Source organism: Herbaspirillum seropedicae, from assembly GCF_001040945.1.
Lineage (GTDB): Bacteria > Pseudomonadota > Gammaproteobacteria > Burkholderiales > Burkholderiaceae_D > Herbaspirillum > Herbaspirillum seropedicae.
Window position 1 is genome coordinate 1,356,261 of record NZ_CP011930.1, and the last position, 22,999, is coordinate 1,379,259.

30 protein-coding genes and 1 tRNA gene are annotated in these 22,999 nt (G+C 61.2%); 17 read left to right on the forward strand and 14 right to left on the reverse strand.

The features are described 5' to 3' along the window. Window positions 1-400 precede the first annotated feature (400 nt). The 13 genes from ACP92_RS05955 to osmB all read left to right on the forward strand — a co-directional run bounded on the left by ACP92_RS05955 (window position 401) and on the right by osmB (window position 8,185). Complete coding sequence (locus ACP92_RS05955; protein WP_039788837.1) at window positions 401-598, forward strand: CsbD family protein; 198 nt, start codon at window positions 401-403, stop codon at window positions 596-598. Between the two features lie 153 nt (window positions 599-751). Continuing rightward, window positions 752-892: a hypothetical protein gene (locus ACP92_RS24505; RefSeq protein ID WP_156181733.1), complete on the forward strand. Its 141-nt coding sequence runs from the start codon at window positions 752-754 to the stop codon at window positions 890-892. A gap of 65 nt (window positions 893-957) precedes the next feature. Next, complete coding sequence (locus ACP92_RS05960) at window positions 958-1,272, forward strand: ElaB/YgaM/YqjD family protein (protein ID WP_041310306.1); 315 nt, start codon at window positions 958-960, stop codon at window positions 1,270-1,272. A 102-nt stretch (window positions 1,273-1,374) separates the two neighbouring features. After that, complete coding sequence (locus tag ACP92_RS05965) at window positions 1,375-1,935, forward strand: ferritin-like domain-containing protein (RefSeq protein ID WP_013233219.1); 561 nt, start codon at window positions 1,375-1,377, stop codon at window positions 1,933-1,935. A 69-nt stretch (window positions 1,936-2,004) separates the two neighbouring features. Then, window positions 2,005-2,217, forward strand: coding sequence for a CsbD family protein (locus tag ACP92_RS05970; protein WP_013233220.1), 213 nt, complete (start codon window positions 2,005-2,007; stop codon window positions 2,215-2,217). A gap of 164 nt (window positions 2,218-2,381) precedes the next feature. Then, window positions 2,382-2,759: a hypothetical protein gene (locus tag ACP92_RS05975; protein ID WP_013233221.1), complete on the forward strand. Its 378-nt coding sequence runs from the start codon at window positions 2,382-2,384 to the stop codon at window positions 2,757-2,759. A 94-nt stretch (window positions 2,760-2,853) separates the two neighbouring features. Continuing rightward, window positions 2,854-3,183 carry a BON domain-containing protein gene (locus ACP92_RS05980; RefSeq protein WP_013233222.1) on the forward strand — a complete coding sequence of 110 codons (330 nt, stop codon included), beginning with the start codon at window positions 2,854-2,856 and terminating at the stop codon, window positions 3,181-3,183. Between the two features lie 356 nt (window positions 3,184-3,539). Continuing rightward, entirely contained in the window at window positions 3,540-4,169 is a 630-nt protein-coding gene (locus tag ACP92_RS05985) for a response regulator (protein ID WP_006464715.1), read from the forward strand. A gap of 74 nt (window positions 4,170-4,243) precedes the next feature. Beyond that, window positions 4,244-4,738, forward strand: a complete 495-nt coding sequence (locus tag ACP92_RS05990; RefSeq protein ID WP_171941783.1) for a response regulator — start codon at window positions 4,244-4,246, stop codon at window positions 4,736-4,738. Window positions 4,739-4,883: 145 nt separating this feature from the next. Continuing rightward, a complete protein-coding gene (locus ACP92_RS05995) occupies window positions 4,884-6,917 on the forward strand; it encodes a PAS domain-containing sensor histidine kinase (RefSeq protein ID WP_013233224.1) in 2,034 nt (677 codons plus the stop codon). A gap of 289 nt (window positions 6,918-7,206) precedes the next feature. Further along, window positions 7,207-7,377 (forward strand): CsbD family protein, encoded by a 171-nt coding sequence (locus ACP92_RS06000; RefSeq protein WP_013233225.1) that lies wholly within the window; start codon window positions 7,207-7,209, stop codon window positions 7,375-7,377. Window positions 7,378-7,530: 153 nt separating this feature from the next. Further along, a complete protein-coding gene (locus ACP92_RS06005) occupies window positions 7,531-7,908 on the forward strand; it encodes a hypothetical protein (RefSeq protein WP_231944443.1) in 378 nt (125 codons plus the stop codon). Window positions 7,909-7,969: 61 nt separating this feature from the next. Beyond that, the gene (gene osmB, locus ACP92_RS06010) at window positions 7,970-8,185 is read left to right on the forward strand and encodes an osmotically-inducible lipoprotein OsmB (protein ID WP_013233227.1); all 216 of its coding nucleotides are present in this window, start codon (window positions 7,970-7,972) and stop codon (window positions 8,183-8,185) included. A gap of 144 nt (window positions 8,186-8,329) precedes the next feature. Here the strand turns inward: osmB and ACP92_RS06015 are convergent, their stop codons facing one another. After that, a complete protein-coding gene (locus tag ACP92_RS06015) occupies window positions 8,330-8,662 on the reverse strand; it encodes a hypothetical protein (protein ID WP_013233228.1) in 333 nt (110 codons plus the stop codon). Window positions 8,663-8,818: 156 nt separating this feature from the next. Next, on the reverse strand, window positions 8,819-8,977 hold the full coding sequence (locus ACP92_RS24215) for a DUF3309 family protein (protein WP_017453079.1): 159 nt from the start codon (window positions 8,975-8,977) through the stop codon (window positions 8,819-8,821). A gap of 542 nt (window positions 8,978-9,519) precedes the next feature. On the opposite strand from ACP92_RS24215, the gene ACP92_RS06025 reads away from it, so the two are divergent. The 4 genes from ACP92_RS06025 to ACP92_RS06040 all read left to right on the forward strand — a co-directional run bounded on the left by ACP92_RS06025 (window position 9,520) and on the right by ACP92_RS06040 (window position 13,343). After that, entirely contained in the window at window positions 9,520-10,764 is a 1,245-nt protein-coding gene (locus ACP92_RS06025) for a CmpA/NrtA family ABC transporter substrate-binding protein (protein WP_013233230.1), read from the forward strand. Between the two features lie 81 nt (window positions 10,765-10,845). Next, window positions 10,846-11,769, forward strand: coding sequence for a nitrate ABC transporter permease (gene ntrB / locus ACP92_RS06030; RefSeq protein WP_013233231.1), 924 nt, complete (start codon window positions 10,846-10,848; stop codon window positions 11,767-11,769). A 14-nt stretch (window positions 11,770-11,783) separates the two neighbouring features. Beyond that, window positions 11,784-12,596: an ABC transporter ATP-binding protein gene (locus ACP92_RS06035; protein WP_041311584.1), complete on the forward strand. Its 813-nt coding sequence runs from the start codon at window positions 11,784-11,786 to the stop codon at window positions 12,594-12,596. 57 nt (window positions 12,597-12,653) lie between these two features. Continuing rightward, window positions 12,654-13,343, forward strand: a complete 690-nt coding sequence (locus ACP92_RS06040) for a methyl-accepting chemotaxis protein (RefSeq protein WP_013233233.1) — start codon at window positions 12,654-12,656, stop codon at window positions 13,341-13,343. Between the two features lie 6 nt (window positions 13,344-13,349). Here ACP92_RS06040 and ACP92_RS06045 read toward each other — a convergent pair whose 3' ends face one another. The 12 genes from ACP92_RS06045 to tolQ form a co-directional block, all read right to left on the reverse strand. Continuing rightward, window positions 13,350-13,730 (reverse strand): DUF423 domain-containing protein, encoded by a 381-nt coding sequence (locus tag ACP92_RS06045; protein ID WP_013233234.1) that lies wholly within the window; start codon window positions 13,728-13,730, stop codon window positions 13,350-13,352. Window positions 13,731-13,837: 107 nt separating this feature from the next. Beyond that, window positions 13,838-14,293, reverse strand: a complete 456-nt coding sequence (locus tag ACP92_RS06050) for a hypothetical protein (protein WP_013233235.1) — start codon at window positions 14,291-14,293, stop codon at window positions 13,838-13,840. 197 nt (window positions 14,294-14,490) lie between these two features. Beyond that, a complete protein-coding gene (locus ACP92_RS06055; RefSeq protein WP_156181735.1) occupies window positions 14,491-15,675 on the reverse strand; it encodes a hypothetical protein in 1,185 nt (394 codons plus the stop codon). 410 nt (window positions 15,676-16,085) lie between these two features. Next, entirely contained in the window at window positions 16,086-16,508 is a 423-nt protein-coding gene (locus ACP92_RS24510; protein ID WP_156181737.1) for a GIY-YIG nuclease family protein, read from the reverse strand. Between the two features lie 251 nt (window positions 16,509-16,759). After that, window positions 16,760-17,680 (reverse strand): restriction endonuclease, encoded by a 921-nt coding sequence (locus ACP92_RS06060; protein ID WP_013233237.1) that lies wholly within the window; start codon window positions 17,678-17,680, stop codon window positions 16,760-16,762. Between the two features lie 347 nt (window positions 17,681-18,027). Continuing rightward, window positions 18,028-18,103, reverse strand: a tRNA-Lys gene (locus tag ACP92_RS06065). Between the two features lie 104 nt (window positions 18,104-18,207). Further along, a complete protein-coding gene (gene ybgF / locus ACP92_RS06070; RefSeq protein ID WP_013233238.1) occupies window positions 18,208-18,963 on the reverse strand; it encodes a tol-pal system protein YbgF in 756 nt (251 codons plus the stop codon). A gap of 5 nt (window positions 18,964-18,968) precedes the next feature. Continuing rightward, entirely contained in the window at window positions 18,969-19,487 is a 519-nt protein-coding gene (pal, locus tag ACP92_RS06075; protein WP_041310320.1) for a peptidoglycan-associated lipoprotein Pal, read from the reverse strand. 56 nt (window positions 19,488-19,543) lie between these two features. Continuing rightward, the gene (gene tolB, locus ACP92_RS06080; RefSeq protein ID WP_013233239.1) at window positions 19,544-20,830 is read right to left on the reverse strand and encodes a Tol-Pal system beta propeller repeat protein TolB; all 1,287 of its coding nucleotides are present in this window, start codon (window positions 20,828-20,830) and stop codon (window positions 19,544-19,546) included. A 3-nt stretch (window positions 20,831-20,833) separates the two neighbouring features. After that, a complete protein-coding gene (tolA, locus tag ACP92_RS06085; protein ID WP_013233240.1) occupies window positions 20,834-21,790 on the reverse strand; it encodes a cell envelope integrity protein TolA in 957 nt (318 codons plus the stop codon). Between the two features lie 17 nt (window positions 21,791-21,807). Continuing rightward, window positions 21,808-22,242 (reverse strand): ExbD/TolR family protein, encoded by a 435-nt coding sequence (locus tag ACP92_RS06090; RefSeq protein ID WP_013233241.1) that lies wholly within the window; start codon window positions 22,240-22,242, stop codon window positions 21,808-21,810. Beyond that, window positions 22,242-22,946 carry a protein TolQ gene (gene tolQ, locus ACP92_RS06095; protein WP_013233242.1) on the reverse strand — a complete coding sequence of 235 codons (705 nt, stop codon included), beginning with the start codon at window positions 22,944-22,946 and terminating at the stop codon, window positions 22,242-22,244. Before tolQ ends, ACP92_RS06090 begins: the two co-directional genes overlap by 1 nt. Window positions 22,947-22,999 lie beyond the last annotated feature (53 nt).

A 22,999-nucleotide genomic window follows, 5' to 3' on the forward strand; every position in this document is an offset into this window, starting at 1 on the left:
AGAAGTAGATCAGCACCAGCAGGAAAGCCGGTACGCCGCACAGCCACGCGAGGAAATACTTGCCCATGGGATTCTCCTTGTGATGGGTTCAATGGATTGCAGCAGTGGCGTCGCCTTGCTGCACAGTTTCATCCTAGGAGCGCATAGGCCCCTACGCCATCGGACGAGGCCGCAAGCGCCTGTAGGAAACGGTCTTCCCATGCACTGGAAAATGGCGCTCGAAAGCTCCCCTCCGAATGACGCAAGCCCAGTTCCCGCAAGGCTTTGCGCGTTGTCCTACAAGACAATCGGCCGGCGTCCTATAGAGCCCTGCAGTATGGCGTTGCTACCATTTTTTCCATGCTGCACAGGCTGTCCTGCAAGGGCAGGACCCGACCACCTTGACCACGAGGAGACGCACATGAACAAGAAGACCATCCACGGCCAGTGGCAGCTTGCGCTGGGCAAGTTCCAGGAAAACCTGGGCGCCGCACTGGGCAATGTCAACCTGCAGCGCGCTGCGCAACGCCGCCAGATGGATGGCCGCATCATGCATGCCGTGGGCCAGGCGCAAGACCTGATCAAGCGTTCGCTGCGCCAACGCGCAGGTTCGCTCTGAGTGCGGCGCTCGGCGTGGCCCGTTGTCCTACACGGCAATCGGGATGGCGCCGATACAAAGCGCGACAAGGGATCGATATCGTGTTGACTACTTGCTCAAGTGCGCAGACATGCAGGTAGCCAAGAGTAGGCAGAACATGCAAGGAGGCGCCGGATGTTGCAACGCGACAGCGTTCCACCAGCACCCGGCATCAGCAAGAACAAGATGGGAGGAGACGACATGGACAAGCTCGTGCTCGGATGGCTTCTGGGTGTGCCGGTGCTGATGCTGATCGTTCTGCAATACCTCATGTAAGCACCCTACGCCGAGGCTGGCATGGCCGCCTCGATCAACCCGAAACGAATTCATGGAGGGCTAGCATGCAAGCCAACAAGTTCAAGACTGTCCGTACCGATGTGCAATCCCTGCTGCAGCAGGCCCAGGACATGTTCGCCGAAGCGGCCAATGCCACCGGCAAGAAGGCCGACGACCTGCGCGCCAGCGCCCAGGAGCTGCTGGAACAGGCGCTCAACACCGCCCAGGACGCCCAGGCAGCGGTGGTCGATACTGGCCGCCAGATCGTCACCACCACCGATGACTACGTGCAGTCCAACCCCTGGCGCGCCATCGCCATCGGTACTGGCATCGGCCTGTTGGTTGGCCTGGCGGTGGGGCGCTGCGCCGATCGCTACTGATCCCCGGCGCACCCGGACGATGCCAGTGCGGCATGCCCGGATTGAGCCAGGCGCAGGGACGTAACTTCTCTTGCGCGTTAGTCAAGTCACCGGAGAAAAGGAATGAGTATGACCAAGAATCCCCCCCAGACCGATGTGAAGTCCACCCCCTTCCACCTCGACAAGCAGGCCATCCGTGCGGCCGCCGCCAAGATCGATGAAGGTGCGGTCACCGAAGGCTATCGCGGCAATCGCGAAGAAGTCATCGCCATGCTCAACGATGCGCTGGCCACCGAGCTGCTGTGCGTGATGCGCTACAAGCGCCACTACTACACCGCCAAGGGCCTGGAGATCGAAGCCATCAAGGGCGAGTTCCTCCAGCATGCCCAGGAAGAGCAGAGCCACGCCGACCAGATCGCCGAGCGCATCGTGCAGTTGAATGGCGAGCCGGATTTCAATCCCAAGACCATCGCCGAGCGTAGTCATGCGCAGTACGACGAGTCTGCCGACATCAAGGACATGATCCGCGCCAACCTGGTGGAAGAGCGCGTGGCCATCGAGGCGTATCGCCAGATGATCGAACGCATCGGCGACGACGACCCGACCACCAAACACATGCTCATCCAGATCATGGCCCAGGAAGAAGAGCACGCCGACGACATGAGCGACCTGCTGGGCCTGTAAGACTTCGCGCCGGGTAGGCCCGGACAAGTTGGCGGGAAAGACCCGCTCCATCACAACAAGGAGATCAACATGAATTGGGACATCGTCGAAGGCAACTGGAAGCAATTCAAGGGCAAGGCCAAGGAGCAATGGGGCAAGCTCACCGATGACGACCTCGACGTCATCGCCGGCAAGCGCGACCAGCTCGTGGGCCGCGTGCAGGAAGCCTATGGCGTCTCCAAGGATGAAGCCGAGAAACAGATCCGCGACTTTGAAGACCGCAACAAGGATTGGCGCCAATAAGGCGAGGCCAGCCCTGACGGTCGGCTGGTCGGTATCAGCCAAGCGTGAAAGCGCGAACGTGAAAGTGCAGGTGTGAGTGCAGGAGAAGGAAGCAGGCCGGCTAGCTGGCCTGCATAACAACGGCCCAGGGCCGCAACCAAGAGCAAACCATGAGGAAGGACACAATGAAAAAAATCATCGCAACCATGATCTTCGGCGTCGCCGCTATCGGCATGCAGGGTGCAGCGTTCGCTGCCGACCCGGCGGGCGCTCAGTACAAGGCCGACAAGAAGAAGGCCGATGCCGACTACAAGACCGCCAAGAAGAAGTGCGGTCCCATGAAGGGCAACGACAAGGACGTCTGCGAGAAGGAAGCCAAGGCCGCCCATGAGTCGGCGCTGGCCGACGCCAAGGCCAAGCGCAAGGGCGCTGAAGCCGACAAGGACGCCCGCAAGGACAAGAACGACGCCAACTATGACGTCGCCAAGGAAAAGTGCGACGCCATGAGCGGCGATGCCAAGGATCAATGCGTGGCCAACGCCAAGTCCAAGTACGGCAAGTAATCGCGGCGCCCCCTCGTCACTGATTTGTTGCGATGCGCGGGCGGCTGACCTGCCGCCCGGATCGCTTCCCTTTTTACTTCTTTAGGAGATCATCATGTCCCTGACCAAAATGTCCCTCACCAAGCGTTTCATCGGTTTCTTCCTGGCACTGTTCATGGTGTCGCTGGTGGGCTGCGCCTCCGGCCCGAACAAGGAAGGCACCGGCGAATACGTCGATGACGCCGTCATCACCACCAAGGTGAAGGCCGCCATCTTCAACGAGAAGGATCTCAAGTCCACCGAAATCAACGTCGAAACCTACAAGGGCGTGGTCCAGCTCTCCGGTTTCGTCTCCAGCTCCACTGCTGCGGCTCGTGCGACCGAACTGGCGCGCGGCGTCAAGGGTGTGGTCTCGGTGCGTAATGACCTGCGCCTGAAGCAGTAAGGGCAGGGAACTTGTGAGCGCGCAACCGGTCTGTTGACCGGTTCGCGCTTGTCTACTTCCAGAGCGCGGCGACCGCGTGCAGGCGAGCCGGTGCGTTCCGGAAGCAGACAGGTCAGGGGCAGTCAGGTATAGTGACAAGCCTACGCCACGGGCACTCGCAGGGAGTCCGCCCGCCTTGGAAGGGGCGGACCAGGGAGTGCAGGAAAGTGCAGCAGCAGTGAGGCGCCCCGCTTGCCGGCGCCGGTCTTCCGGGACCCGACTGGCAGCATGGCGGACCCATAACACAATAAAGTACTACCCAGGATAGCAGGCGGCGTCACAGGCGCCGGTATATCCATTCACCGCTCAAAATTGCCATGACAAAAATACTTGTAGTCGATGACCACGCGGTCGTACGGGCAGGTGTGCATCACTTCATTTCGGAAATTCCGTCGATGGAAATCGGTGGCGAGGCCAGCACGGCGGAGGAAGCCATCCGCCTGGTCCGCACCCAGGACTGGGACATCGTCCTGCTCGATATTGCAATGCCCGACAAGAGCGGCGTGGAGGTGTTGAAGCAGATCAAGCGCGAAAAGCCGGAGTTGCCGGTGCTGATGCTGTCGATGCACCCCGAGAGCCGCTATGCGGTCCAGGTGCTGCGCAGCGGCGCCTCGGGCTATGTGCAGAAGGAGGCGCTGGCCACCGAGCTGGTCAACGCCATCAACACCATCCTGCGCGGACACAAGTACATCAGTTATGGCGTGGCCGAGCTGCTCACCAGCGAGCCGGTGGATTCGGAAAAGCCGTTGCACGAGACCCTTTCGCAGCGCGAGTACGAGATCTTCTACAAGCTGGGGCAGGGCCAGGGCGTGACGCAGATCGCTGACGAGCTCTGCCTGTCGGTGAAGACCGTGAGTACCTACCGCTCGCGGGTCTTGCAGAAGATGAGCATGACCAACAATGCGGACATCATTTATTACGCGATCAAGAACAACCTGATCGACTGACACCCGGCGCATCCGGGCGGATGCCTGCCCGGCAGGTACGCCGGGCCCAGCAAGGAAACGTGGTACGGCGCATCATGGACGATACTCTCAACACCAGGCCCCAGCGCGATAGCGAAGGGACGCCCTTGCGCATTTTCCTGGTCGAGGATTCGGAAGATGTGCGGGACCTGATCGTGGAAAGCCTGGCCGAGATCGGGGGCGTGCGCCTGGTGGGTTATGCCGAGACGGAAATGGACGCCTTGCGCCATCTGCAGCAGCACAGCTATGACGTGCTCATCCTCGATATCCAGTTGAAGCAGGGCAACGGGATGAGCCTGCTGCAGGCGCTGGCGCGCTCCAATACGCGGCGGCAGAGCGAGATCAAGGTGGTGTTCAGCAATCACGTCAGTCCGACATATCGGCGGGTAGGAGTGCAATGCGGGGTTCAGCATTTCTTCGACAAGTCGTCCGAATTGCCCTTGCTGTGCGACCTGCTCGAAGAGCTGGCGCAGCAGCGGGCGGGCAAGGCCGGACGTACTTCATCGAGCAACAACTCGCCCCAGGGGCCGGCCCAGGCGGGCGGGATTTGAGGGGTGTAGCGCGTATGCGCTGCCCCATGTCGCGGCGCCAGGGCGGTTCGGCGCGCCCGCGATGACGCAGACCATCAGAAGCAGAGCCGGTGCTGGCGTGCCGCAGCGGCCGCACTAGAGGCACTAGAGCAAGGGATTTCCGACGATGCAGAAGAACAACGACGGCCTTCGTCCGTCCTCCGCCGATATCCAGAACAGCGCATCGGTCGAGTATTTCGCCGCGTCCCACGCGCATTACAGCAGCATGGCCACGCTGGCCATGGGGCTGGCCATGGCCGTGATCCTGCTGGGCCTGGTAGTGCTGCTGGCCAGCCTGCTGGGCGAGGAATACCGGCGCCTGCTCTCGGGCCTGCTGGAAATGCGCGAGATGACGGCGGTCGGCCTGATCCTGGGTGCTTCGGCCCTCTACCTGCGCTGCATCCACGGCGGTGCGCGCCGCTCCGGCTTGCGCCGCGTCGCCGCCGGCTTGTCCTGGATGCTGCTGGCGCTGGGGCTGGGAACGCTGGCGCATGGACTCATGTATGCGCTGGGCTGGCTGCCCATCGACCAGAACCATCCGCTGTCGCCCTTGGTGATTCCGCCCTTGCTCTCGCTGGGCTTCGTGGTCATGGCGGCGGTGCTGCTGCTGCAGGACTGGCGCATGCTGGGCGGCTACTATCCGGCTGAATATCTTTCCTTTGCACTGATCGGCCTGGCGGCCATTCCGCTGGTGGGCTACCTGTACGGGGTGAGTCAGTTCGTCTACCTGGATTTCCCCTTGCCGGTGTCGCTGCTGTCGGCGCTGGTCATGGCGCTGCTGGCCACGGCGCTGCTCATGGCGCGGCCGGCCCATCCGCTCATGGCCATCATCACCCGCATCGCCCCCGGTGGCCAGATGTTGCGCCACCTGCTGCCGCAGACGGTGTTCCTGCTGCTGGCCTTCAGTCTCTTGCTCAACTGGGGCATGACCCATGGCTGGATCCTGCCTGAGCTGCTGCTGCCGACGCTGACCCTGATCAATGGCGTCATCGTGCTGTTCATCTTCTGGGGTTCGGCCAGCCGTCTCGATAGCGAATACGGCGAGCGCACCCGCAATGCCCAGAAACTGGCCGAGACCAGCGCCTTGCTGAACGCCGTCAGCGAAAGCACCAGCGACCCCATCTTCGTGAAGAACCGCCAGGGCCTGATGATCTTCGCCAATCCTGCCACCTTGCACAAGCTGGGCAAGACCTGGGAAGAGACCATGTACCGCTCCAGCCGCGAGCTGTTCCTGGTGCCGGAAGAGGCCGATACCATCGATCGCGATGATCGCCGCGTGATGGCCTCGGGCAAGCCCGAGAAGCTGGAGCAGACCCTGCATCTGCCGGAGGGCGTGGTGACCTTCCAGACTGCCAAGGTGCCCTGGTTCGGCAAGGATGGCAGCGTCCAGGGCGTCATCGGCATCAGCACCGACATCACCGAGCGCAAGCAGGCAGAGGACGAATTGCGCCAGCGCGAAAGCCAGCTGGAAAAGACCGTCATCCAGCGTACCGCCTTGCTGCGCGAGCTGACCAACCACCTGGAGACGGTGCGCGAAGAAGAGAAGCGCGCCATTGCCCGCGAGCTGCACGACAACATGGGCGCCTCGCTGACGGCCTTGTCGATGCATCTGGAGGGGGTCTACCAGATCCTCCCGCCGGATGAAAAGTGGGCCGACCGCAAGGTCCGCATGCAAGGCCTGATGAAGTCGCTGGTGGCCACCACACGGCGTATCCAGACCGAGCTGCGGCCCAATACCCTGGACCTGTTCGGCCTGAAGGCAGCGATCTCCGAACAGCTCGATGAACTGCACGAGCGCACCGGCATTGCCTGCCATGCCAGCCTGCCCGATGAAGACGTGGAGGTGGGACATGAAATGGAAATTGCCATCTACCGCATGCTGCAGGAAATGCTCAACAACGTGACCAAGCACGCCAAGGCCAGCAAGGTGGACGTGATCCTCGATATCGATGAAGACCACGTGGCGTTGACCGTGCGCGACGACGGTGTGGGCATTCCCGAAGAGCGCCGCGACAACCACAAGACCTACGGCCTGCGTGGCCTGCGCGAACGCGCCACCTTCTTTGGCGGCGAGGTCGATATCCGCTCCACGCCCGGCAAGGGCGCGCTCATCACCATCAGCTTGCCGATCCGGCCTGAGTTGGTGCCCAGCGAAGCCTGAAGCTGCAAAGTCGCAAGTCGTTTCATCCTGCAAAGCCGCCTCAGGGCGGCTTTGTGCTTCCTGGCGGGGCGCGACGCAAGCGCCATTTTCCTTCATCCCTTTTCGATTATTCCTACGCCGGAAAGGGCGAAGCGCTGATGGGCCGCGCCCAGGCTCATCGCTACCATGGACTCATCGTCGCAGGACCCGCAAGGGCGCGGCGAGGGCCGATGGACGGGCATGGCATTGCCCCGGCGTCGCGCCTCCATTTTTCCTTTATCAGGCAGTCCAACCCCTACAAGGAGCGATCATGAACAAGGATCAAGTCAAAGGTAGCTTGAAGGAAGCCGCAGGCAAGGTGCAGGAAAAGACCGGTGAGCTGACCGGCAACAAGAGCCAGGAGCTCAAGGGCGCTGCGCGCCAGGTGGAAGGCAATGTGCAGAAGACCTATGGCGATGCCAAGGAAGCCGCGAAGGACTAAGGCCGCGCCAGGCTGAGGTGGCTGTGTAGGAAAAGTCCTACACGAGAATCGGAAAGCGCTGATTTTGTGGCGCAGCAATTTCCGCGACCATGTGCGCAATGGTGTGATAGAGCCGCGAAACGCAAAAGAGTTCTCGACTTGTCACACAATTTTTTGCTCACCGCCAAGAAGGGACCCCTGAAAGGGCAGACCATGAAAAAAATAGTCGGTATTTGCATGCTGGCCGCCACCTCGGCCTTCGCCCCCCACGTTTTTGCAGACACTGCGCAGACGGCCACCAGCGCCTCGCGCTGGTCGGTCCCGTCGATGGACCGGCACATGCCGGTGGATGCAGCCCGTTTGCACAAGCAAGGGCAAAAGAAATTCCGATACATGGACATGGCCCAGGGCAAGCGCTCCCGGTCCCTGCACAATGCCGTACTGGTGTACGGTGCAGGCGGACGGGACCAGGCAAGCGCCACGGCGCCGGTCTATCGTGATCAGCAGGAGCCTGCGCAGCGACCGCGCGTGATCATGCGCCCGTCGACCTGAGCGGTCCCTTGTCCGGTGCAGCTTGCTCGCGCCGACTCAACTGGATAATGAGGAGAGCTTCATGAAAACAATTCAAAAACTGGCGGTGACTTCGCTGGCCATCTTCGCTTTCTCGGCAATGACCGGCTGCAGCAACATGTCGCAACGTGACAAGAACACCGCCATCGGCGCCGGCGCCGGCGCCGTGGGCGGCGCTATCCTGACGGGTGGCAGCGGCCTGGGTACCGTGGGTGGCGCAGCAGTGGGCGGCGTGATCGGCAACCAGGTGGGCAAGTAAGCCCAGCCCCCAAGGTTCTGCCAGAACGGGAACCTGACTTATCGACCTGATCGGCTGCGCTAGGGCGCGGGCGGGCCAGATGTCAAATGAATAACGCCGCGACGAAGCAATTCGTCGCGGCGTTATTCATGTCGGGCCGCAGGATCAGGAGTCGTCCTTCAGGCTGCGCTCATAATCGTCATGGATACGCTTGGCGCGTGCGGTATCGTCCTTGCGGGCTTGCTGTGCTTCGTGACGGCAGGCGGCGGCCTTTTTGCCCTTGAGTGACTTGCAGGCAGCCAGGGCTTCGGCGTAGGCCGCAGCAGTTTCCTGGTTCAGGTTGCGCAGGCGCGCCTTGGGCGTATCGTCGGCTTGGTACCAGCGTGCAGGATCCGGGCTAGCCTGAGGCGTATCAGCAGCGTGGACCGCAGCTGTGCTGGAGAGGCCCAGCGTGGCCAGGCAGGACAAGAGGACCGGGGCGAGGAGCTTTTTATTCATCTGCTTGGGACTCCATTCACGTTACGGAAACGGCATCCCTGCAGGATGCCCAAAAAGAACACGGCGCGGACGGTGACCAGGCACCGTGCGCGCCGTGCTCCCCCCGCAACCCGGATGTTATCAGGCTTGCGCGGTCACGGGCAGGATTGATCCTGCCTATATCTTCCCTAGCAACAGCAGGATCAGCAGGATGATGACGATGGTGCCAGCGATACCGCTGGGACCATAGCCCCAGTTGCGGCTGTGCGGCCAGGCTGGGATCACGCCCAGCAGGATCAGGATAAGGACGATGAGCAGGATGGTGCCGAGGGTCATGGACGTTCTCCTTTGTTATTGATGGGTACGTTGGCTCGCCAGGCGAGCGATAGTGCTGAAGCATCATAGGTCCGGCAGGCCCACCGCCACGATCAGCGTGCATCGCAAGATGCTGTAGGAGAACGCGGCAAGTGCAGGTAGGCGGGCGGCGCGGGCAATACCGGGGGACGCCGCCATCTTGGTGCATGGCACAAATGAAGTGCGCAGCACGCCCGCGCAGAGCGCGCGCACCACGCGGGCGCGGCCCCGCGCCAATTTCCTGCGAACCCCTGCGAGCCACTGCGGGCGCGGCTTTGCGCCGGTCCGTCGGCTACTGGCACGCTCTTTGCTGAAAGGTGGTCAGAGCGCAGATAGTGCGCAGCAGGTGTGACCAACGGCGGTCGCGCCGTCCAAGACAAAGGCGTCTTCCGGCAAGGGTCCTCCATGCTGGAACACGCCTTTTTTCATTGTTGGCTTCCGATAATTCGACACGCATGGGGAAGGTTGCTATGGAATTCAAGGCTCACAACAAGGCTCACGACGAACCAAAAGATGCGGCTGGGATGGCGCGCGGCGAGCAGGTGGATGGCAAGCGCCGCACCCTGATACAGGGCGCAGGCCTGGCCGCCACCGGCGCACTGGGACTGGCCGGCAGGGGCGCCTGGGCCGCGGGTTCGGACAAGCCCGAGAAGGAGGAGGTGAAGATAGGCTTCATTCCGCTGACCGACTGCGCCTCGGTGGTGATGGCCTCGGTGCTGGGCCTGGACAAGAAATACGGCATCAAGATCATCCCCAGCAAGGAAGCCTCCTGGGCCGGCGTGCGCGACAAGCTGACCAATGGCGAACTCGATGCGGCCCATGTGCTGTACGGCCTGATCTATGGCGTGCAGTTGGGCATCGGCGGCCAGAAGAAGGACATGGCCGTGCTCATGGGCCTGAACCACAATGGCCAGGCCATCACGCTGTCCAGGAAGCTGGCCGACAAGGGCGCCGTCGATGGCGCATCGCTCTACAAGCTGATGCAGACCGACAAGCGCGAATACACCTTCGCCCAGACCTTCCCCACCGGCACCCATGCGATGTGGCTGTATTACTGGCTGGCCGCCAATGGCATCAACCCGATGAAGGACGCCAAGGTCATCACCGTGCCGCCGCCGCAGATGGTCGCCAACATGCGAGTGGGCAACATGGATGGCTTCTGCGTGGGCGAGCCCTGGGGGCATCGCGCCATTGTCGATGGCGTGGGCATCACGGCCACCACCACCCAGGACATCTGGAAAGACCATCCCGAGAAGGTGCTGGGCAGCTCGCTGGAATTCGTCAAGAAGTATCCCAATACCTGCCGCGCCATGATGGCGGCCATCCTCGAGGCCAGCAAGTGGATCGACGCCTCGTTGACCAACAAGAACCGCATGGCCGAGGTGATCGCCGACAAGTCCTACGTCAACACCAGCAAGGACGTGATCGACCAGCGCATCCTGGGCCGCTACCAGAACGGCCTGGGCAAGACCTGGGATGATCCCAACTACATGAAGTTCTACGAGGATGGCCAGGTCAACTTCCCCTTCCTCTCCGATGGCATGTGGTTCATGACCCAGCACCGCCGCTGGGGCCTGTTGAAGAGCGATCCCGACTATCTCGCCGTGGCCAAGGCCGTCAACCAGATCGATCTCTACAAGCAAGCCGCCGCCATGACCGGCACGCCCCTGCCCAAGGACAGCATGCGCAGTTCCAGGCTCATGGATGGCGTGGTCTGGGATGGCAAGAATCCAGCGGCCTATGCGCAGTCCTTCAAGATCAAGGTGTAACAGGGGTAAGGACGGGCAGGGCAGGTCGGGCGCGCCCAGGCGCGCGCCTCACAACGAAGTGTCATCAGCAAGGGGAAAGCGATGAGTGCAGTCGTCGAAAGCATCATGGGCGAGAACGCCAAGCCTGCCGGTCCTGCCGGCAGCCACCCACCGGCCGCCGTCAACAGCCAGGCGCCGGCCTCGCCGCCGGCCGCCATCCCAGCACGCAGGGCCAAGAAGCGTCTGGCCAGTGGCGGACTTTTCATGCGCGTGGCGCCGCCCTTGCTGGGGTTGGCCCTGCTGGTGCTGGTGTGGCAGATCATCGCCTTGAAGACCAGCAGCTTCCCCACGCCGTGGGTGACGCTCAAGGAAGCCGGCGTGATGTTTGCCGATCCCTTCTATCGCAACAGTCCCAATGACCAGGGCATAGGCTGGAATGTGCTCGCTTCGCTGCAGCGTGTCGGCACGGGCTTTGGCCTGGCTGCCCTGGTCGGCATTCCGCTGGGCTTCGCCATTGGCCGGGTGGAGTTTTTGGCGCGCATGTTCGGTCCCATCATCAGTCTCTTGCGTCCCGTCTCACCGCTGGCCTGGCTGCCCATCGGGCTGCTGGTCTTCAAGTCCGCCAATCCGGCGGCGATCTGGTCCATCTTCATCTGCTCGATCTGGCCGATGATCATCAACACCGCCGTGGGCGTGCAGCGCGTGCCGCAGGATTACATGAACGTGGCGCGTGTGCTGAACCTGTCGGAGTGGAAGGTGCTGACCAAGATTCTGTTCCCCTCGGTCTTGCCCTACATGCTCACCGGCGTGCGCCTGTCCATCGGCACCGCATGGCTGGTCATCGTGGCCGCCGAGATGCTGACCGGTGGCGTGGGGATCGGCTTCTGGGTCTGGGACGAATGGAACAACCTGAACGTGCCCCACATCATCATCGCCATCGTCGTCATCGGCGTGGTCGGCCTGGTGCTGGAGCAATTGCTGGTGGCGCTGGCCAAGGCCTTTACCTATGAGCAGGTCAACAACTGAAGCAGGGGATGAACATGGACAACATCAACGGCAAATTCATCGACATCCACGGCGTGGAGATGCTGTTCCACACCAAGAAGGGCGTCTTCCATGCGCTGCGCGAGATCAACCTGACGGTGGCCAAGGGCGAGTTCGTGACGCTGATCGGCCACTCCGGCTGCGGCAAGTCAACGCTGCTGAACCTGATTGCAGGTTTGTTGAAACCCAGCGAAGGCGTACTGCTGTGCGCCAACCGCGAGATCGGCGGCCCGGCCCCGGAGCGCGCAGTGGTGTTCCAGAACCATTCGCTGCTACCCTGGCTGAGCTGCTATGAAAACATCTACCTCGGCGTAGAGCGCGTCTTCGGCGCCACGGAAAACCGCACCCAGCTGCGCGACCGCACCCGCGCCGCGCTGGCGCTGGTGGGCCTGAGCGCTGCCGAGAACAAGCGTCCTAATGAAATCTCCGGCGGCATGAAGCAGCGTGTGGGCATCGCCCGCGCCCTGGCCATGGAGCCCAAGGTGCTGCTGATGGACGAGCCCTTCGGCGCCCTCGACGCGCTGACCCGCGCTCACCTGCAGGATGAATTGCTCAAGATCGTGGCCAAGACCGACTCCACCGTGGTCATGGTGACCCACGATGTGGATGAGGCGGTGCTGCTGTCGGATCGCATCGTGATGATGACCAACGGCCCCGCCGCGACCATCGGTGAAGTGCTGGAAGTCAAGCTGGCGCGCCCGCGTGATCGCGTCGTGCTGGCCCAGGACCCGGAGTACGGCCAGTACCGCACCGCCGTGCTGGAGTTCCTCTACCGCAAGCAGGCCCACCCGGCGCGTGAGGCCGCCTGAGTTGTCCCCGGTGGTCTGATGCCTGCAGCAATCCAAGCCAGTCTGAAGGAGCATGTCATGTCCAGCCCTGCCGTGATCGAGGCCATGCCTGAGCAGGCCAGCAGCACACCGGAAGCGGCCCCGTTGTCGGGCGAAGTCTTTGGCGCCCTGATCAATCTTTCCGGACGGCGCCGTTTCACCTCGCAGCGCCTGGTGCTGTATGCGGTGCTGGCCGCACAGGGCCAGGCCGGAGCCTGCAGCACCGCGCGCGAAGCGCTGGCGCTGTTTCGTAGCGCCCACAGCGCCTTGCTCAAGCGCTCGGGCGACTTGCCGGGGGTGTTCTGTCCGGAGCTGGAGGAAGTCTATTTCGGACGCCGTGGCGGTGACGCCCGCATCACCGCCTTCGCCGAACTGGCGCAGCGCACGCTCAACGCCATCGAAGACAGGCTCAAGAGCGCGCCCACCCTGCTGGCCGAACTGGTGCAGGAGACCACGCCGCTGCTGGCCGTGCTCAACGAGATCACGGCGGTCTATGAGGCGCAGTCGAAGAAGCATGCGCAACTGATGCGCCACCAGTTGCGCGGCATCATGACCGACATCGAGACCATCGCCCGCGAAGCCAAGATGGTGGCCTTCAACGCCCGCATCGTCGCAGCCCGTTCCGGCCAGGCCGGCAAGGAATTCTCGGTGGTGGCCGGGGTGCTCTCCAGCATCACCGGCGAGATCGACGAGCTGGTCAAGCAAGCCCTGAGCGGCGCGGCGACGTAAGGACGCTTACTTCGCCGGTTGCTTGCACGCCGCCCACGCCACCAGCAGCCACGCCGCCAGGAAGCCCACGCCGCCAAAGGGCGTGATGGCGCCCAGCATGCGCGTGCCGGTCAGCGCCAGCAGGTAGAGGCTGCCGCTGAAGACGACGATGCCCGCCAGCATCAGCACACCGGCCCAGCGCAGCGCCGCCCCGCCCAGGCGCGGCATCAGCAGGGCCACCGCGATCATGCCCAGTGCATGCATGACCTGGTAGGTCACGGCGGTATGCCAGATGGCCAGCATCTCTTCGGAAATCATTTTCTTCAGACCATGTGCGCCGAAGGCGCCGCAGCCCACGGCGATGAACATGTTCAATGCGCCCAGGGCGATCAGGGTGCGTTCTTTCATGGTGTTTCCTTCCGGGTTGGAGCGGCTTCTGTTGGCACGGAAGCCAGGTTCAGGCTGGCGCAGGGGCTGGCGATCAGAGGGGAGGGCGGCAGCGCTCGTTTAGGGGATCAGTAGGTGCGCAAGGCCTTGCCGAGACGGTATTCGTGCCTGAGCACGAACTGCGAGCTGGCGATCAGCCCCGACAGGCCCAGGATCAGCTGCGTGAGCGTATCGGGCGGCAAGACCCAGACGCTGCCCGCCGGCGCCGCCACATTGGCCGCTGCGCTGATGACCGGCGCGGCCCAGGAGGCTTCTTCGCTCACATCCAGCAGGATCTGGCCTTCAGGGGTGGTATGCAGGTAGATCTCGCCGCCCAGTTCCAGCGTGAAGCAGATGCCCTGGCCGGCGTTGACGGTATTGATCTTGTGGCGGAACACCACCGCTTGCAGTTCACGGTTATAGGTATCGATCCAGGTTTCCACCTCGTGCACGTTCTGCAGCACGATCCAGGGACGCGGTGCGGGGATGGTATCGCCAGCGACGGCGTCTTCGGGGAAGAGGGGTTCGGGGGCTTGCTCGGACATGGTCTATGTGGAGCCGGGCTTGGGGCTGGGGCTCCGGGTGGGTAGGGGGAAGGCAGCAGTATATCGGATCGGGATACGGATCACTGCCGCTCGTACCTTTGGAGGAGCGCCAAAGCGCGTGGCTCCAGCTGGCGAAGGGTATTGGTGGCGCCTCCATCCTTGCGCCGCGCGCACGGATGGGGCGTTCATTTGTCCGCTTATCGGGTCAGGGCGAATTCTGGATAGGTGATCTGGGCGTCGCCTTCCTTGGTCATGAGGGCCAGGCCCAGGTCTTGCAGGAAGGCATATTCTCTTGGCGTGCCGCCCTCTTGTGTGCAGGTCAATGTCGTGGCGCTGCCAGGCAAGGAGCGGTGAATCTGGTTGGCAGGCACTGTTGCGCCCGTCGTGCAGGTTTTGCTGATGGTCACCGGTTTCGCTTTCGGGTCATTTGTCCTTTGTACGCTGCTGCGTACGTGGAAGGTCTGGCCGGGGTCCAGGGTGGCTGGCAAGGACAGCGAGAGTTCGGTCGCTGCCAGTGGCGGCATGGGCGCCTTGTTCAGGTAGATCTGCGAGCCCAGTTCGGCCAAGCCGGACAGCGAGATGCGTTCCACATAGGACGAGGTGGTGTAATGCTCGCGGACGTGCAAGAGACCCTCCACGTTGTCGATTTCGATGATCGTCTTGAAGGGTTTGCTTCCCCCGTAGGAGAGCATGGTGACGATCTTGCTGAAGCGCGGACGCCAGACCGAACCCTGCGGCGCAGCCGCATCGACGGCGGCGATGACATTGGCGGGTGGCTTGCCGAGAACGGCCGGCGGGGGCGGTGGAGCAGGGAGTTCATCGGGCCCGAGATCGGGGCGTTCGGTCTTGAGTACCTGGGCGCTGACGCTGCCTTGCAAGGAGCAGGAGACGCGCGTGGCGTTCTTGTTGTTCTCCATGGGCTCCACGATGAAGGCACGTTCGATGGTATTGGCTGTAGGGACCGTGCCGGACCCGGTATGGACGGCACGCCAGCCCGAGTTGCCCGACCTGAGTTCGGTGCGCGCATAATCCGAGCCGCTGCCGCGCAGCCGGTCGGCGTCGCTGACCAGAGGACGTAGATTGCCGATGACGTTTTCGACGCTGCCCTCCACGACAAAGCCCCAGTAGTAATAGTGGCCCAGCTCCTCCATATCGCTGATCTCATCGAAATAACCGAGCAGCTTCAAGCCGCCGACGGTAATGGCCGGGTTGAAATCGACATGGTTGGCGGGAGCGTTCTTGCGGTCCTTGACTTTGATCCAGGCGATACCGTCCTTGCGTTCCACAGGCCCTATCGCCTGCTGGGTTGCTGTATCGCTGGCCAGGGCGCTGAAGAAGCTGCTGTTGCAGCGGGTGAATTCACGCAGGGTGTTCTCGGCCATTTGCGCTAAGGCTGGCGGGGCTAGCAGGCTGAAGGTGGCCATCAGTACTGAGGCCGCAAAAATGAAGCGTTTGGATGATGCAGACACGATGTTCTCTCCCCGGATGGGTTGTTGCTTTATGGAAATTCAAAACCTTACCGGATGAGAACGTGTTTTGCAATTGCTTGCACTATCTCGGATTGCGCACCATTGATCTATAGGTTTCAACGGGGCGGTCAGTATGTGTAGTTAACAAAATACACTTAACAAAAAATCAAATTCATATATCCATGAAATGCCCGTTCCCAATCATCAGTCGATCATGCTCCCTCTTCTCTGTTTAGCCGGCGTCTACGCGATCAAGAAAATCGATTCTGATTACTTCGACGGTGAGTAGCCCGTCCTTGATCTAGCGAAAGCTGTTGGCTGGCTTACCGAGTGTTGTATTTCGGTTTGCTATTAGAAGCAACGCACTTTGCAAATGCTTCATATTCAAGATATGCGACCCAGCCCATTTTAATGAGGTCTTGTTTGGATGGAGATACAACATTACATTCGATTGGCATTGCGGCGACAAACAGCTTTTTGTCCCACTGGTCGTAATGTTTGAGGTCGTCGAAAACGGCGTTGCCGCCACTATGCCCAGGTGTGCCTCGAATTGAGTTAAAGAACTGCTGCCAGCGCCCTATCAATCCCTGACGTGAATTGGTCATGCCGATATATGAAACATCTTTCCAGTCTGGTAATGATCCGGCTAGGTTCTTTTTTGTGATTGAGAGAAGGTAAATTCCCGGCATTTCAGACAGAGGAATATCCTTTCGATCCTCCCAAGAAAACCATGGGCAGAACTTCATTCTAGGGACTTTAATAGATCTCACAGAATTTCCTCTGCCTAATATTTGCGCCAATAAAAAATTAACCGATTATTTCAGTTTTTCCTTCTGACCGATTGCCCCGCACTTTAAACACTTCCCTGTTTTGAAACACTGATTTGAGCAAGGAGCTCCAGGAAGCCTATGGAGAAGTCATGCTGGAGCTGCGCGCCGGAAAAAATTGGCGTCCCTGTTGGGCGAGAATGCCCCGACCCAGTGACTGAAAGCTCTTGCTATTCACCTTCGAAATAGTCGGAGTCGATCTTTTTTATTTCATAGAGGCCGACTTGGGCGACGCCGACGTTGTGGTCGACCATCAGCTTTGCGAGTTGTCGTCCATCCAGCAAGATTATCTTGGAGCTGATGATGTTTGTGTATTCTTCAGCTTCACTTGAAAAGCTCGATGTCGTAATGAACACCCCTTTGTTTGCACGTTGTCCTTGGAGTGCACCCGCAAACTTCTGAATTTCTGGTCTGCCGACCGTTCCTTCCCATCGCTTCGCTTGAACGTAAATGACGTCGAGGCCCAAGCGGTCCTCTTTAATAATGCCGTCAATTCCGCCATCGCCGCTCTTTCCGACAGCACTCGCGGCATCCTGCCGAGAGCCCCCGTACCCCATGGACACCAGAAGATCAATGACCAGCCGTTCAAAAAAGGCAGGCGACATGGACCTCACCTGATCCAGGAGTTCTGCCTCAAGATTGCTGCGGAGGGTTTGGTAGGCAGCAGCCAAAGCATCTTCCGGAGTCTGGTCAGTGCTTGCTACTGTAGCGTTTGGAGCATCTGGTGTGTCGACCTCCTTCGTTCTTCGCCGCACTTGGAACTCACGGAACTCTTGGTATCGGCGCAGAAACTCGACATCGATTTTTACCGGTGGCTTAGATAACAGGTCGCTACCTCGTTCAGTGATCTGAAGTACTCCCCGTTTTGCCGATTGAAGTAGCCCTGCTTGTTTTAAATAAGTTCTTGCCCATCCGGCTCGATTATCGAAGAGTGGGGCGGTGCCACTTGGAAGCATTTCCGCACGTTGCGCATCGGTGAGGGAAAACTCGTCGGCTAACTGCTCTACCAGATCTCTGAATCGATGCTCTTTAGTATCGCCTGTTAAGCGAAGGAGGGGGAGCATGATCGACTGATAATCGGGAATGGTCATTTGTGAATATTATTGGGTTTGATTTCTAATCAATTGTAGCAGTGCTCTCTGCTCCCCCTCCGGCTCTTCATTGCCATCGCTAGAGCATGAGGCTTGGGTATCCATATGAGAATTCTATGCTGCGGACGGGCCCAGTCTCGCTCTCAGTAGCTGCACCGAATCGGCCGGAGCTCTGGGTATTCCAGTACCAAAATATCAGGTCCATAGAAGTCATGATGAACGGAGGGAGGAGGGAGCTGGATGCCTCGATGTCGCGCCAGATGGCGGATCACTAGCAAGCAAGCCGATAAGGAAAAACAAAAAGGGCTCCAGCGAACTGGAGCCCTTCTCATGTACTGCTGAATTTCTGGTAGGCCGTGCGGGACTCGAACCTGCGACCAACGGATTAAAAGTCCGCTGCTCTACCAACTGAGCTAACGACCCGAAAGACCGCTATTATAGGCAAACGCTATTGGCGCTGTCAACACATAGCCGCATGGTGATCACGGTCCCGCATCACCCGCCCAGGCAGCGCCTCTGCCAGCCCCTTACTTCAGCGACGCCATCCGTTCCTTGCCGGTCTGCGCGGCAGGGGTGTTGGGATACTTGGCGATCAACTGTTCCAGCGTCTTCTTGGCGGCGGCCTTGTCTTTCAGCTCAGCCTGCGAGCTGGCGATGTTGAGCAGGGCGTCAGCGGCCTTGGGATTGTCCGGATAGTTCTTCACCACCACCTGCTGCGCGGCAATGGCGCCCTTGTAGTCGCGCTGGGCGTACAGGGAATTGCCTTGCCAGTATTGCGCCGAAGGGGCGTAGCCGGACTGCGGATAGCGCTTCAGGAAGTCGGCAAACGCATTGGCCGCTCCCTTGTAGTCGCCACCCTTGAATTGCGACAGGGCCGCGTCATAGGCCTGCTGTTCGGAAACGCCCACGGCCACGGTCTGGCCATCCACTTGCACCTGCTGCGGCTCGAGCTTGCGCAGGCGTGCGTCCAGGTCGACGTAGAAATCCTTCTGACGTTGCTGGGCGTTGGTAATCTCGTTGGTCAACACTTCGATCTGGCCGCGCAGGGCCGCAATCTGCGATTGCAGGTTGTCGTTGCGATCGGAAAGCGTCAGGACACTGTTCTTGTCAGCCTTGTTGGCGACGTCGCGTTGCAGGGCTTCGATCTTGGACCGGATGTCCAGGATGGCCTTGCGCGCCTCGTCATCATCAAACAGGCCGGCACGGGCGGTAAGCGGTAAGAAAGCCGTGGCGGCCAGCAGAGCCGCCACGGTTACCGATTTCAGTTTGAAAGCGGTATGCATGACAATCACTGGTAAGCGATGTCAGCGCGACGGTTCTCGGCGTAGGACGCTTCATCCTGGCCCAGTGCCTTCGGCTTTTCCTTGCCGAAGGAAACCGCTTCCACCTGTGCGTCGGACACGCCCAGCAGCACCAGCGCCTTGCGGACGGCTTCAGCACGCTTCTGACCCAGGGCCAGGTTGTATTCTGCGCCACCGCGATCGTCGGTGTTGCCCTGGATGATGACCTTGCGATCCTTGTGCGCCACCAGGTACTTGGCGTGGTTCTCGATCACGGTACGGTATTCCGGCTTGACGGTGTAGCTGTCGTAGTCGAAGTACACGCTACGCTTGGCCAGCACGCCTTGCGGGTCGTTCAGCGGATCCACGGAGCCGGCGTTGACGGTGCCCACGGTACGGGTGTCAGCGCCGTTGCTTGCGCCGGTCTGCACGGGCGCGTTGGCCTTGTCGTCCAGCTTGGTCGACGAGCAGGCGGCCAGCAGAACAGCGCTGGAGACGATGAGAGCGAAGGTACTGATAGTGCGCATTTTGGATTTCTCCTTGTCGTGATGAAAGCAATACTGAATGGTTTTGTTGGACTTCTTTATTTCATGAACGGACCCCAGGTCGGCTCCCTGATATCGCCGGCCTGCGTCGTCAGACGCTGTTTGATGCGGCCATCGACGGAGACGACGGCCAGGGATCCGCGACGACCTGCTTCCGTCGCGTACATGATGTATTTGCCGTTGGGCGCAAAGCTGGGCGACTGGTCGCGGCTACCGTCGGACAGACGGATCTCCTGGCCATTGGTCAGGTCCAGTGCATACAGCTGGAACTGGCCATCGCGGCGCGAGATGAAGGCCAGCGTCTTGCCATCGGGCGAAATGCGCGGGCTGATGTTGTAGCTGCCGTTGAAGGTCACGCGCTGGGGCGAGCCGCCATCCAGGCCGACCTTGTACACCTGCGGGCCGCCGCTGCGGTCGCTGGTGAAGTAGATGCTGCCGCCATCGGGCGAGAACTGCGGTTCGGTATCGATGCCGGCGCTGTTGGTCAGGCGACGCAGGCCCGAACCGTCGGCATTGATCACGTAGACCTGGGTGAGACCGTCGCGGGTCAGGGCCACGGCCAGGCGCGAGCCGTCCGGCGACCAGGCGGGGGCGGAGTTGCTGCCCTTGAAGTTGGCCACGATGGAGCGCTGGCGGGTTACCAGGTTCTGGATGTAGACCACGGGCTTCTTCATCTCGAAGGAGACGTAGGCGACCTTGGTGCCGTCAGGCGACCAGGACGGCGAGATGATGGGCTCGTTGGAGCGCAGCGCCACCTGGGTGCCTTCACCGTCGGCGTCAGCCACTTCCAGGCGGTATTCGCCGCCGGACTTGGTCACGTAGGAGATGCGGGTGGAGAAGATGCCGGGAATGCCGGTCAGCTTCTGGTAGATGTCATCGGCGATCTTGTGCGCGGTCAGGCGCAGCAGTTGCGGCTGGGCGCCGATGGACAGGGCCGAGAGCTGGCTCGACTGGACCGTATCGAAGAGGCGGTAGCGCACGTCGAAACGGCCATCGGCCAGGCGCGTGACGCTGCCCACGGCCAGGGCGTTGGCGCCGCGCTTTTGCCAGTCGGCATAGTTGACGGCCGAGGAGTCCGAGAGTGCATCGCCATTGTCGATGAGCTTGAAGACGCCGCTGCGGGCCAGGTCCGCCTTGACCACCGAGGTGATCTGTTGCGGCGCCGACTCTTCACCGGGGAAGGCGGTGATGGCGATGGGAATCTGGGAGGCACCCACGCCGGTGATCTCGAAGCGGATCTGCGCCTGCGAGGCCGGGGCGAAGGACAAGCCGGCCACGGCGGCGGCCGTGGCGGCGAGGCTGGTCAGGTAACGGGCTTTAATCATCGTCTACTGATCTTTCGGATAATGGGTGAAAGTGAAGCTGGACGGCACCTTGTTGTCGGTGTCCGGCGGGAACGGCTGCGACTTCATGACTGCCGTACGCACCGCTTCATCAAAGCCGGGGACGCCCGAAGGCTTGTTCACGCGCACGCTGCGCACGGTCCCGTCCGGGAACAATTCGACAGTGTACTCCCCAGCAGGGTTTCCGCTCACGCCACTGTTGTCGAAGACCGTGTTGCTGCGGATCTTGGCGCGCAACTTGTTGGCGTAGTTGGGGCTGCCCTTGGGACCTTGCGACTTCTCGGCCGTGCCCGTGCCGCCGGTGGCGCTGGTGGCCTGGCCCATCATGCGTTTGAGGTCTTCCTGGCGACGTGCTTCAGCGGCCTTGGCGTCGGCGGCAGCCTGCTGCTGCTTCTTCTTGTCGGCAGCCTGCTTCTCGGCGTCGGCCTTCTTCTTGGCCTCGTCTTCCTTCTGTTTCTCTTCCTTGAGCTTCTTCTGCTTGTCGGCTTCGAGCTTTTCCTTCTTCTCGCGCTCGGCCTTCTCCTTCTCAGCCTTTTCCTTCTCAGCCTTGAGCTTTTCGGCCTTTTCCTTTTCCAGTTTCTCCTGCTTTTCCTGTTCTTCCTTGCGCTTCCTTTCCTTCTCCTTCTGCAAGGCGATATCGGGCTTCTCGACCTTGGGTTCGTCGATCACCTTGGGCGGGACAGGCTTGGGTTCCGGTTGCGGTTGCGGCTTGGGCGGCTCGACCACGGGCTGCGGTTGCGGCTCGGGCGGGGTGGGCAGCGGGGCGGCTTCCTTGTATTGCGGATCCCAGATCTCGGCTTCCACCGTCAGCGGTGTTTCGCTCTGCCAGCGGATGCCGATCCAGAAGAACAGGAACAAGGCCACGTGCATCACCAGCGCCAGCGTGATGGCGCGCCAGCGGCCGGGAGCCTTGGGGATGTTGTAGGGTGCGTTATCGCTCATATCACTCGGGTGTGCGCTTACTTGGTGGCCAGGCCGACCCGCGCAATGCCCTGTTTCTTGGCTTCCGAGATCACTTGCACGACCTCGTCATACTTGATGTCCTTGTCAGCCGAGATCATCACGGCCAGCTCGGGATTGTCATCGTGCAGCTTGCGCAGGCGCTCCGACAGGTCGGTCTTGCCAGTCACCGTCTCGGCCTTCTTGCCGCCGCTCTTAGGGCCATTGATGCGGATGGTGGCCTGGCTGTTGGGCTTGAGGGCGATCTCGATATAGTCCGAAGGCGGTTGCGTGGACTTGCCCGCCGTGGGCAGGTTGATCACGCTGGGGTTGGTGATGGGCGTGGCCACCATGAAGATGATCAGCAGCACCAGCATCACGTCGATGTAGGGCACGACGTTGATTTCTGACTTGAACTTGCGGGGACGGCCCCCGCGCATTGATGACCCAGCCATTAGCGTGCCTGACGTTGCAAGATGTTGGAGAACTCTTCGATGAAGCTTTCGAAGCGGATCGCCAGACGGTCGATGTCGTGCGAATAGCGGTTGTAGGCGACCACGGCCGGAATGGCGGCGAACAGGCCAATGGCGGTCGCAATCAGCGCTTCGGCAATGCCGGGAGCAACGGCGGCCAGGGTGGCCTGCTGCACATTGGCCAGGCCGCGGAAGGCGTTCATGATGCCCCAGACGGTGCCGAACAGGCCCACGTAGGGCGAGACCGAACCGACCGAAGCCAGGAAGGCCAGGTGCGATTCCAGTGCATCCATTTCGCGCTGGTAGGCCGCGCGCATGGCGCGGCGGGCGCCATCGAGCAGCAGGCTGGGATCGACGGCGCCGCCACGGGCCGCCACCGACGCCTTGGCCTTGGTGAATTCACCCATGCCGGCCTGGAAGATGCGTTCCAGCGCGCCGCCGGCACCACCGGCCTTGCGGCGGTTGGACAGGGCGTCCTGGTACAGCGCCGAGAGGTTGCCGCCGGACCAGAAGACGCGTTCGAATTCCTCGGTCTGCACGCGGGCGGCGCGGATGGTGAACATCTTGCGGAAGATGTAGGTCCAGCTGATGATCGAGGCCGACAGCAGCAGCAGCATCACCAGTTGCACCAGGACGGACGCGTTTGCGATCAGCGAAATGAAGGACAGGTCTTGTGTGACATTCATGGGAAAGTGTGGCGGCTTGGAGGCGGCGTTTGGATGGAAAGTCGAGAGTTAAA

Excerpts from the sequence above, each read along its gene's own strand:
- ACP92_RS05970 (WP_013233220.1), top strand. The coding sequence starts at position 2,005 with ATGAATTGGGACATCGTCGAAGGCAACTGGAAGCAATTCAAGGGCAAG.
- ACP92_RS05965 (WP_013233219.1), top strand. The coding sequence starts at position 1,375 with ATGAGTATGACCAAGAATCCCCCCCAGACCGATGTGAAGTCCACCCCC.
- ACP92_RS05960 (WP_041310306.1), top strand. The coding sequence starts at position 958 with ATGCAAGCCAACAAGTTCAAGACTGTCCGTACCGATGTGCAATCCCTG.
- ACP92_RS06035 (WP_041311584.1), top strand. The coding sequence starts at position 11,784 with ATGGACAACATCAACGGCAAATTCATCGACATCCACGGCGTGGAGATG.
- ybgF (WP_013233238.1), bottom strand. The coding sequence starts at position 18,963 with ATGCATACCGCTTTCAAACTGAAATCGGTAACCGTGGCGGCTCTGCTG.
- ACP92_RS06090 (WP_013233241.1), bottom strand. The coding sequence starts at position 22,242 with ATGGCTGGGTCATCAATGCGCGGGGGCCGTCCCCGCAAGTTCAAGTCA.
- tolQ (WP_013233242.1), bottom strand. The coding sequence starts at position 22,946 with ATGAATGTCACACAAGACCTGTCCTTCATTTCGCTGATCGCAAACGCG.
- ntrB (WP_013233231.1), top strand. The coding sequence starts at position 10,846 with ATGAGTGCAGTCGTCGAAAGCATCATGGGCGAGAACGCCAAGCCTGCC.
- ACP92_RS06050 (WP_013233235.1), bottom strand. The coding sequence starts at position 14,293 with ATGTCCGAGCAAGCCCCCGAACCCCTCTTCCCCGAAGACGCCGTCGCT.
- osmB (WP_013233227.1), top strand. The coding sequence starts at position 7,970 with ATGAAAACAATTCAAAAACTGGCGGTGACTTCGCTGGCCATCTTCGCT.
- ACP92_RS06060 (WP_013233237.1), bottom strand. The coding sequence starts at position 17,680 with ATGACCATTCCCGATTATCAGTCGATCATGCTCCCCCTCCTTCGCTTA.
- ACP92_RS24505 (WP_156181733.1), top strand. The coding sequence starts at position 752 with ATGTTGCAACGCGACAGCGTTCCACCAGCACCCGGCATCAGCAAGAAC.
- ACP92_RS24215 (WP_017453079.1), bottom strand. The coding sequence starts at position 8,977 with ATGACCCTCGGCACCATCCTGCTCATCGTCCTTATCCTGATCCTGCTG.
- tolA (WP_013233240.1), bottom strand. The coding sequence starts at position 21,790 with ATGAGCGATAACGCACCCTACAACATCCCCAAGGCTCCCGGCCGCTGG.
- ACP92_RS06040 (WP_013233233.1), top strand. The coding sequence starts at position 12,654 with ATGTCCAGCCCTGCCGTGATCGAGGCCATGCCTGAGCAGGCCAGCAGC.
- tolB (WP_013233239.1), bottom strand. The coding sequence starts at position 20,830 with ATGATTAAAGCCCGTTACCTGACCAGCCTCGCCGCCACGGCCGCCGCC.
- ACP92_RS06015 (WP_013233228.1), bottom strand. The coding sequence starts at position 8,662 with ATGAATAAAAAGCTCCTCGCCCCGGTCCTCTTGTCCTGCCTGGCCACG.
- ACP92_RS05980 (WP_013233222.1), top strand. The coding sequence starts at position 2,854 with ATGTCCCTGACCAAAATGTCCCTCACCAAGCGTTTCATCGGTTTCTTC.
- ACP92_RS06025 (WP_013233230.1), top strand. The coding sequence starts at position 9,520 with ATGGCGCGCGGCGAGCAGGTGGATGGCAAGCGCCGCACCCTGATACAG.
- ACP92_RS06055 (WP_156181735.1), bottom strand. The coding sequence starts at position 15,675 with ATGGCCGAGAACACCCTGCGTGAATTCACCCGCTGCAACAGCAGCTTC.
- ACP92_RS05995 (WP_013233224.1), top strand. The coding sequence starts at position 4,884 with ATGCAGAAGAACAACGACGGCCTTCGTCCGTCCTCCGCCGATATCCAG.
- ACP92_RS05955 (WP_039788837.1), top strand. The coding sequence starts at position 401 with ATGAACAAGAAGACCATCCACGGCCAGTGGCAGCTTGCGCTGGGCAAG.
- ACP92_RS05985 (WP_006464715.1), top strand. The coding sequence starts at position 3,540 with ATGACAAAAATACTTGTAGTCGATGACCACGCGGTCGTACGGGCAGGT.
- ACP92_RS05975 (WP_013233221.1), top strand. The coding sequence starts at position 2,382 with ATGAAAAAAATCATCGCAACCATGATCTTCGGCGTCGCCGCTATCGGC.
- ACP92_RS06000 (WP_013233225.1), top strand. The coding sequence starts at position 7,207 with ATGAACAAGGATCAAGTCAAAGGTAGCTTGAAGGAAGCCGCAGGCAAG.
- pal (WP_041310320.1), bottom strand. The coding sequence starts at position 19,487 with ATGCGCACTATCAGTACCTTCGCTCTCATCGTCTCCAGCGCTGTTCTG.
- ACP92_RS05990 (WP_171941783.1), top strand. The coding sequence starts at position 4,244 with ATGGACGATACTCTCAACACCAGGCCCCAGCGCGATAGCGAAGGGACG.
- ACP92_RS24510 (WP_156181737.1), bottom strand. The coding sequence starts at position 16,508 with ATGAAGTTCTGCCCATGGTTTTCTTGGGAGGATCGAAAGGATATTCCT.
- ACP92_RS06045 (WP_013233234.1), bottom strand. The coding sequence starts at position 13,730 with ATGAAAGAACGCACCCTGATCGCCCTGGGCGCATTGAACATGTTCATC.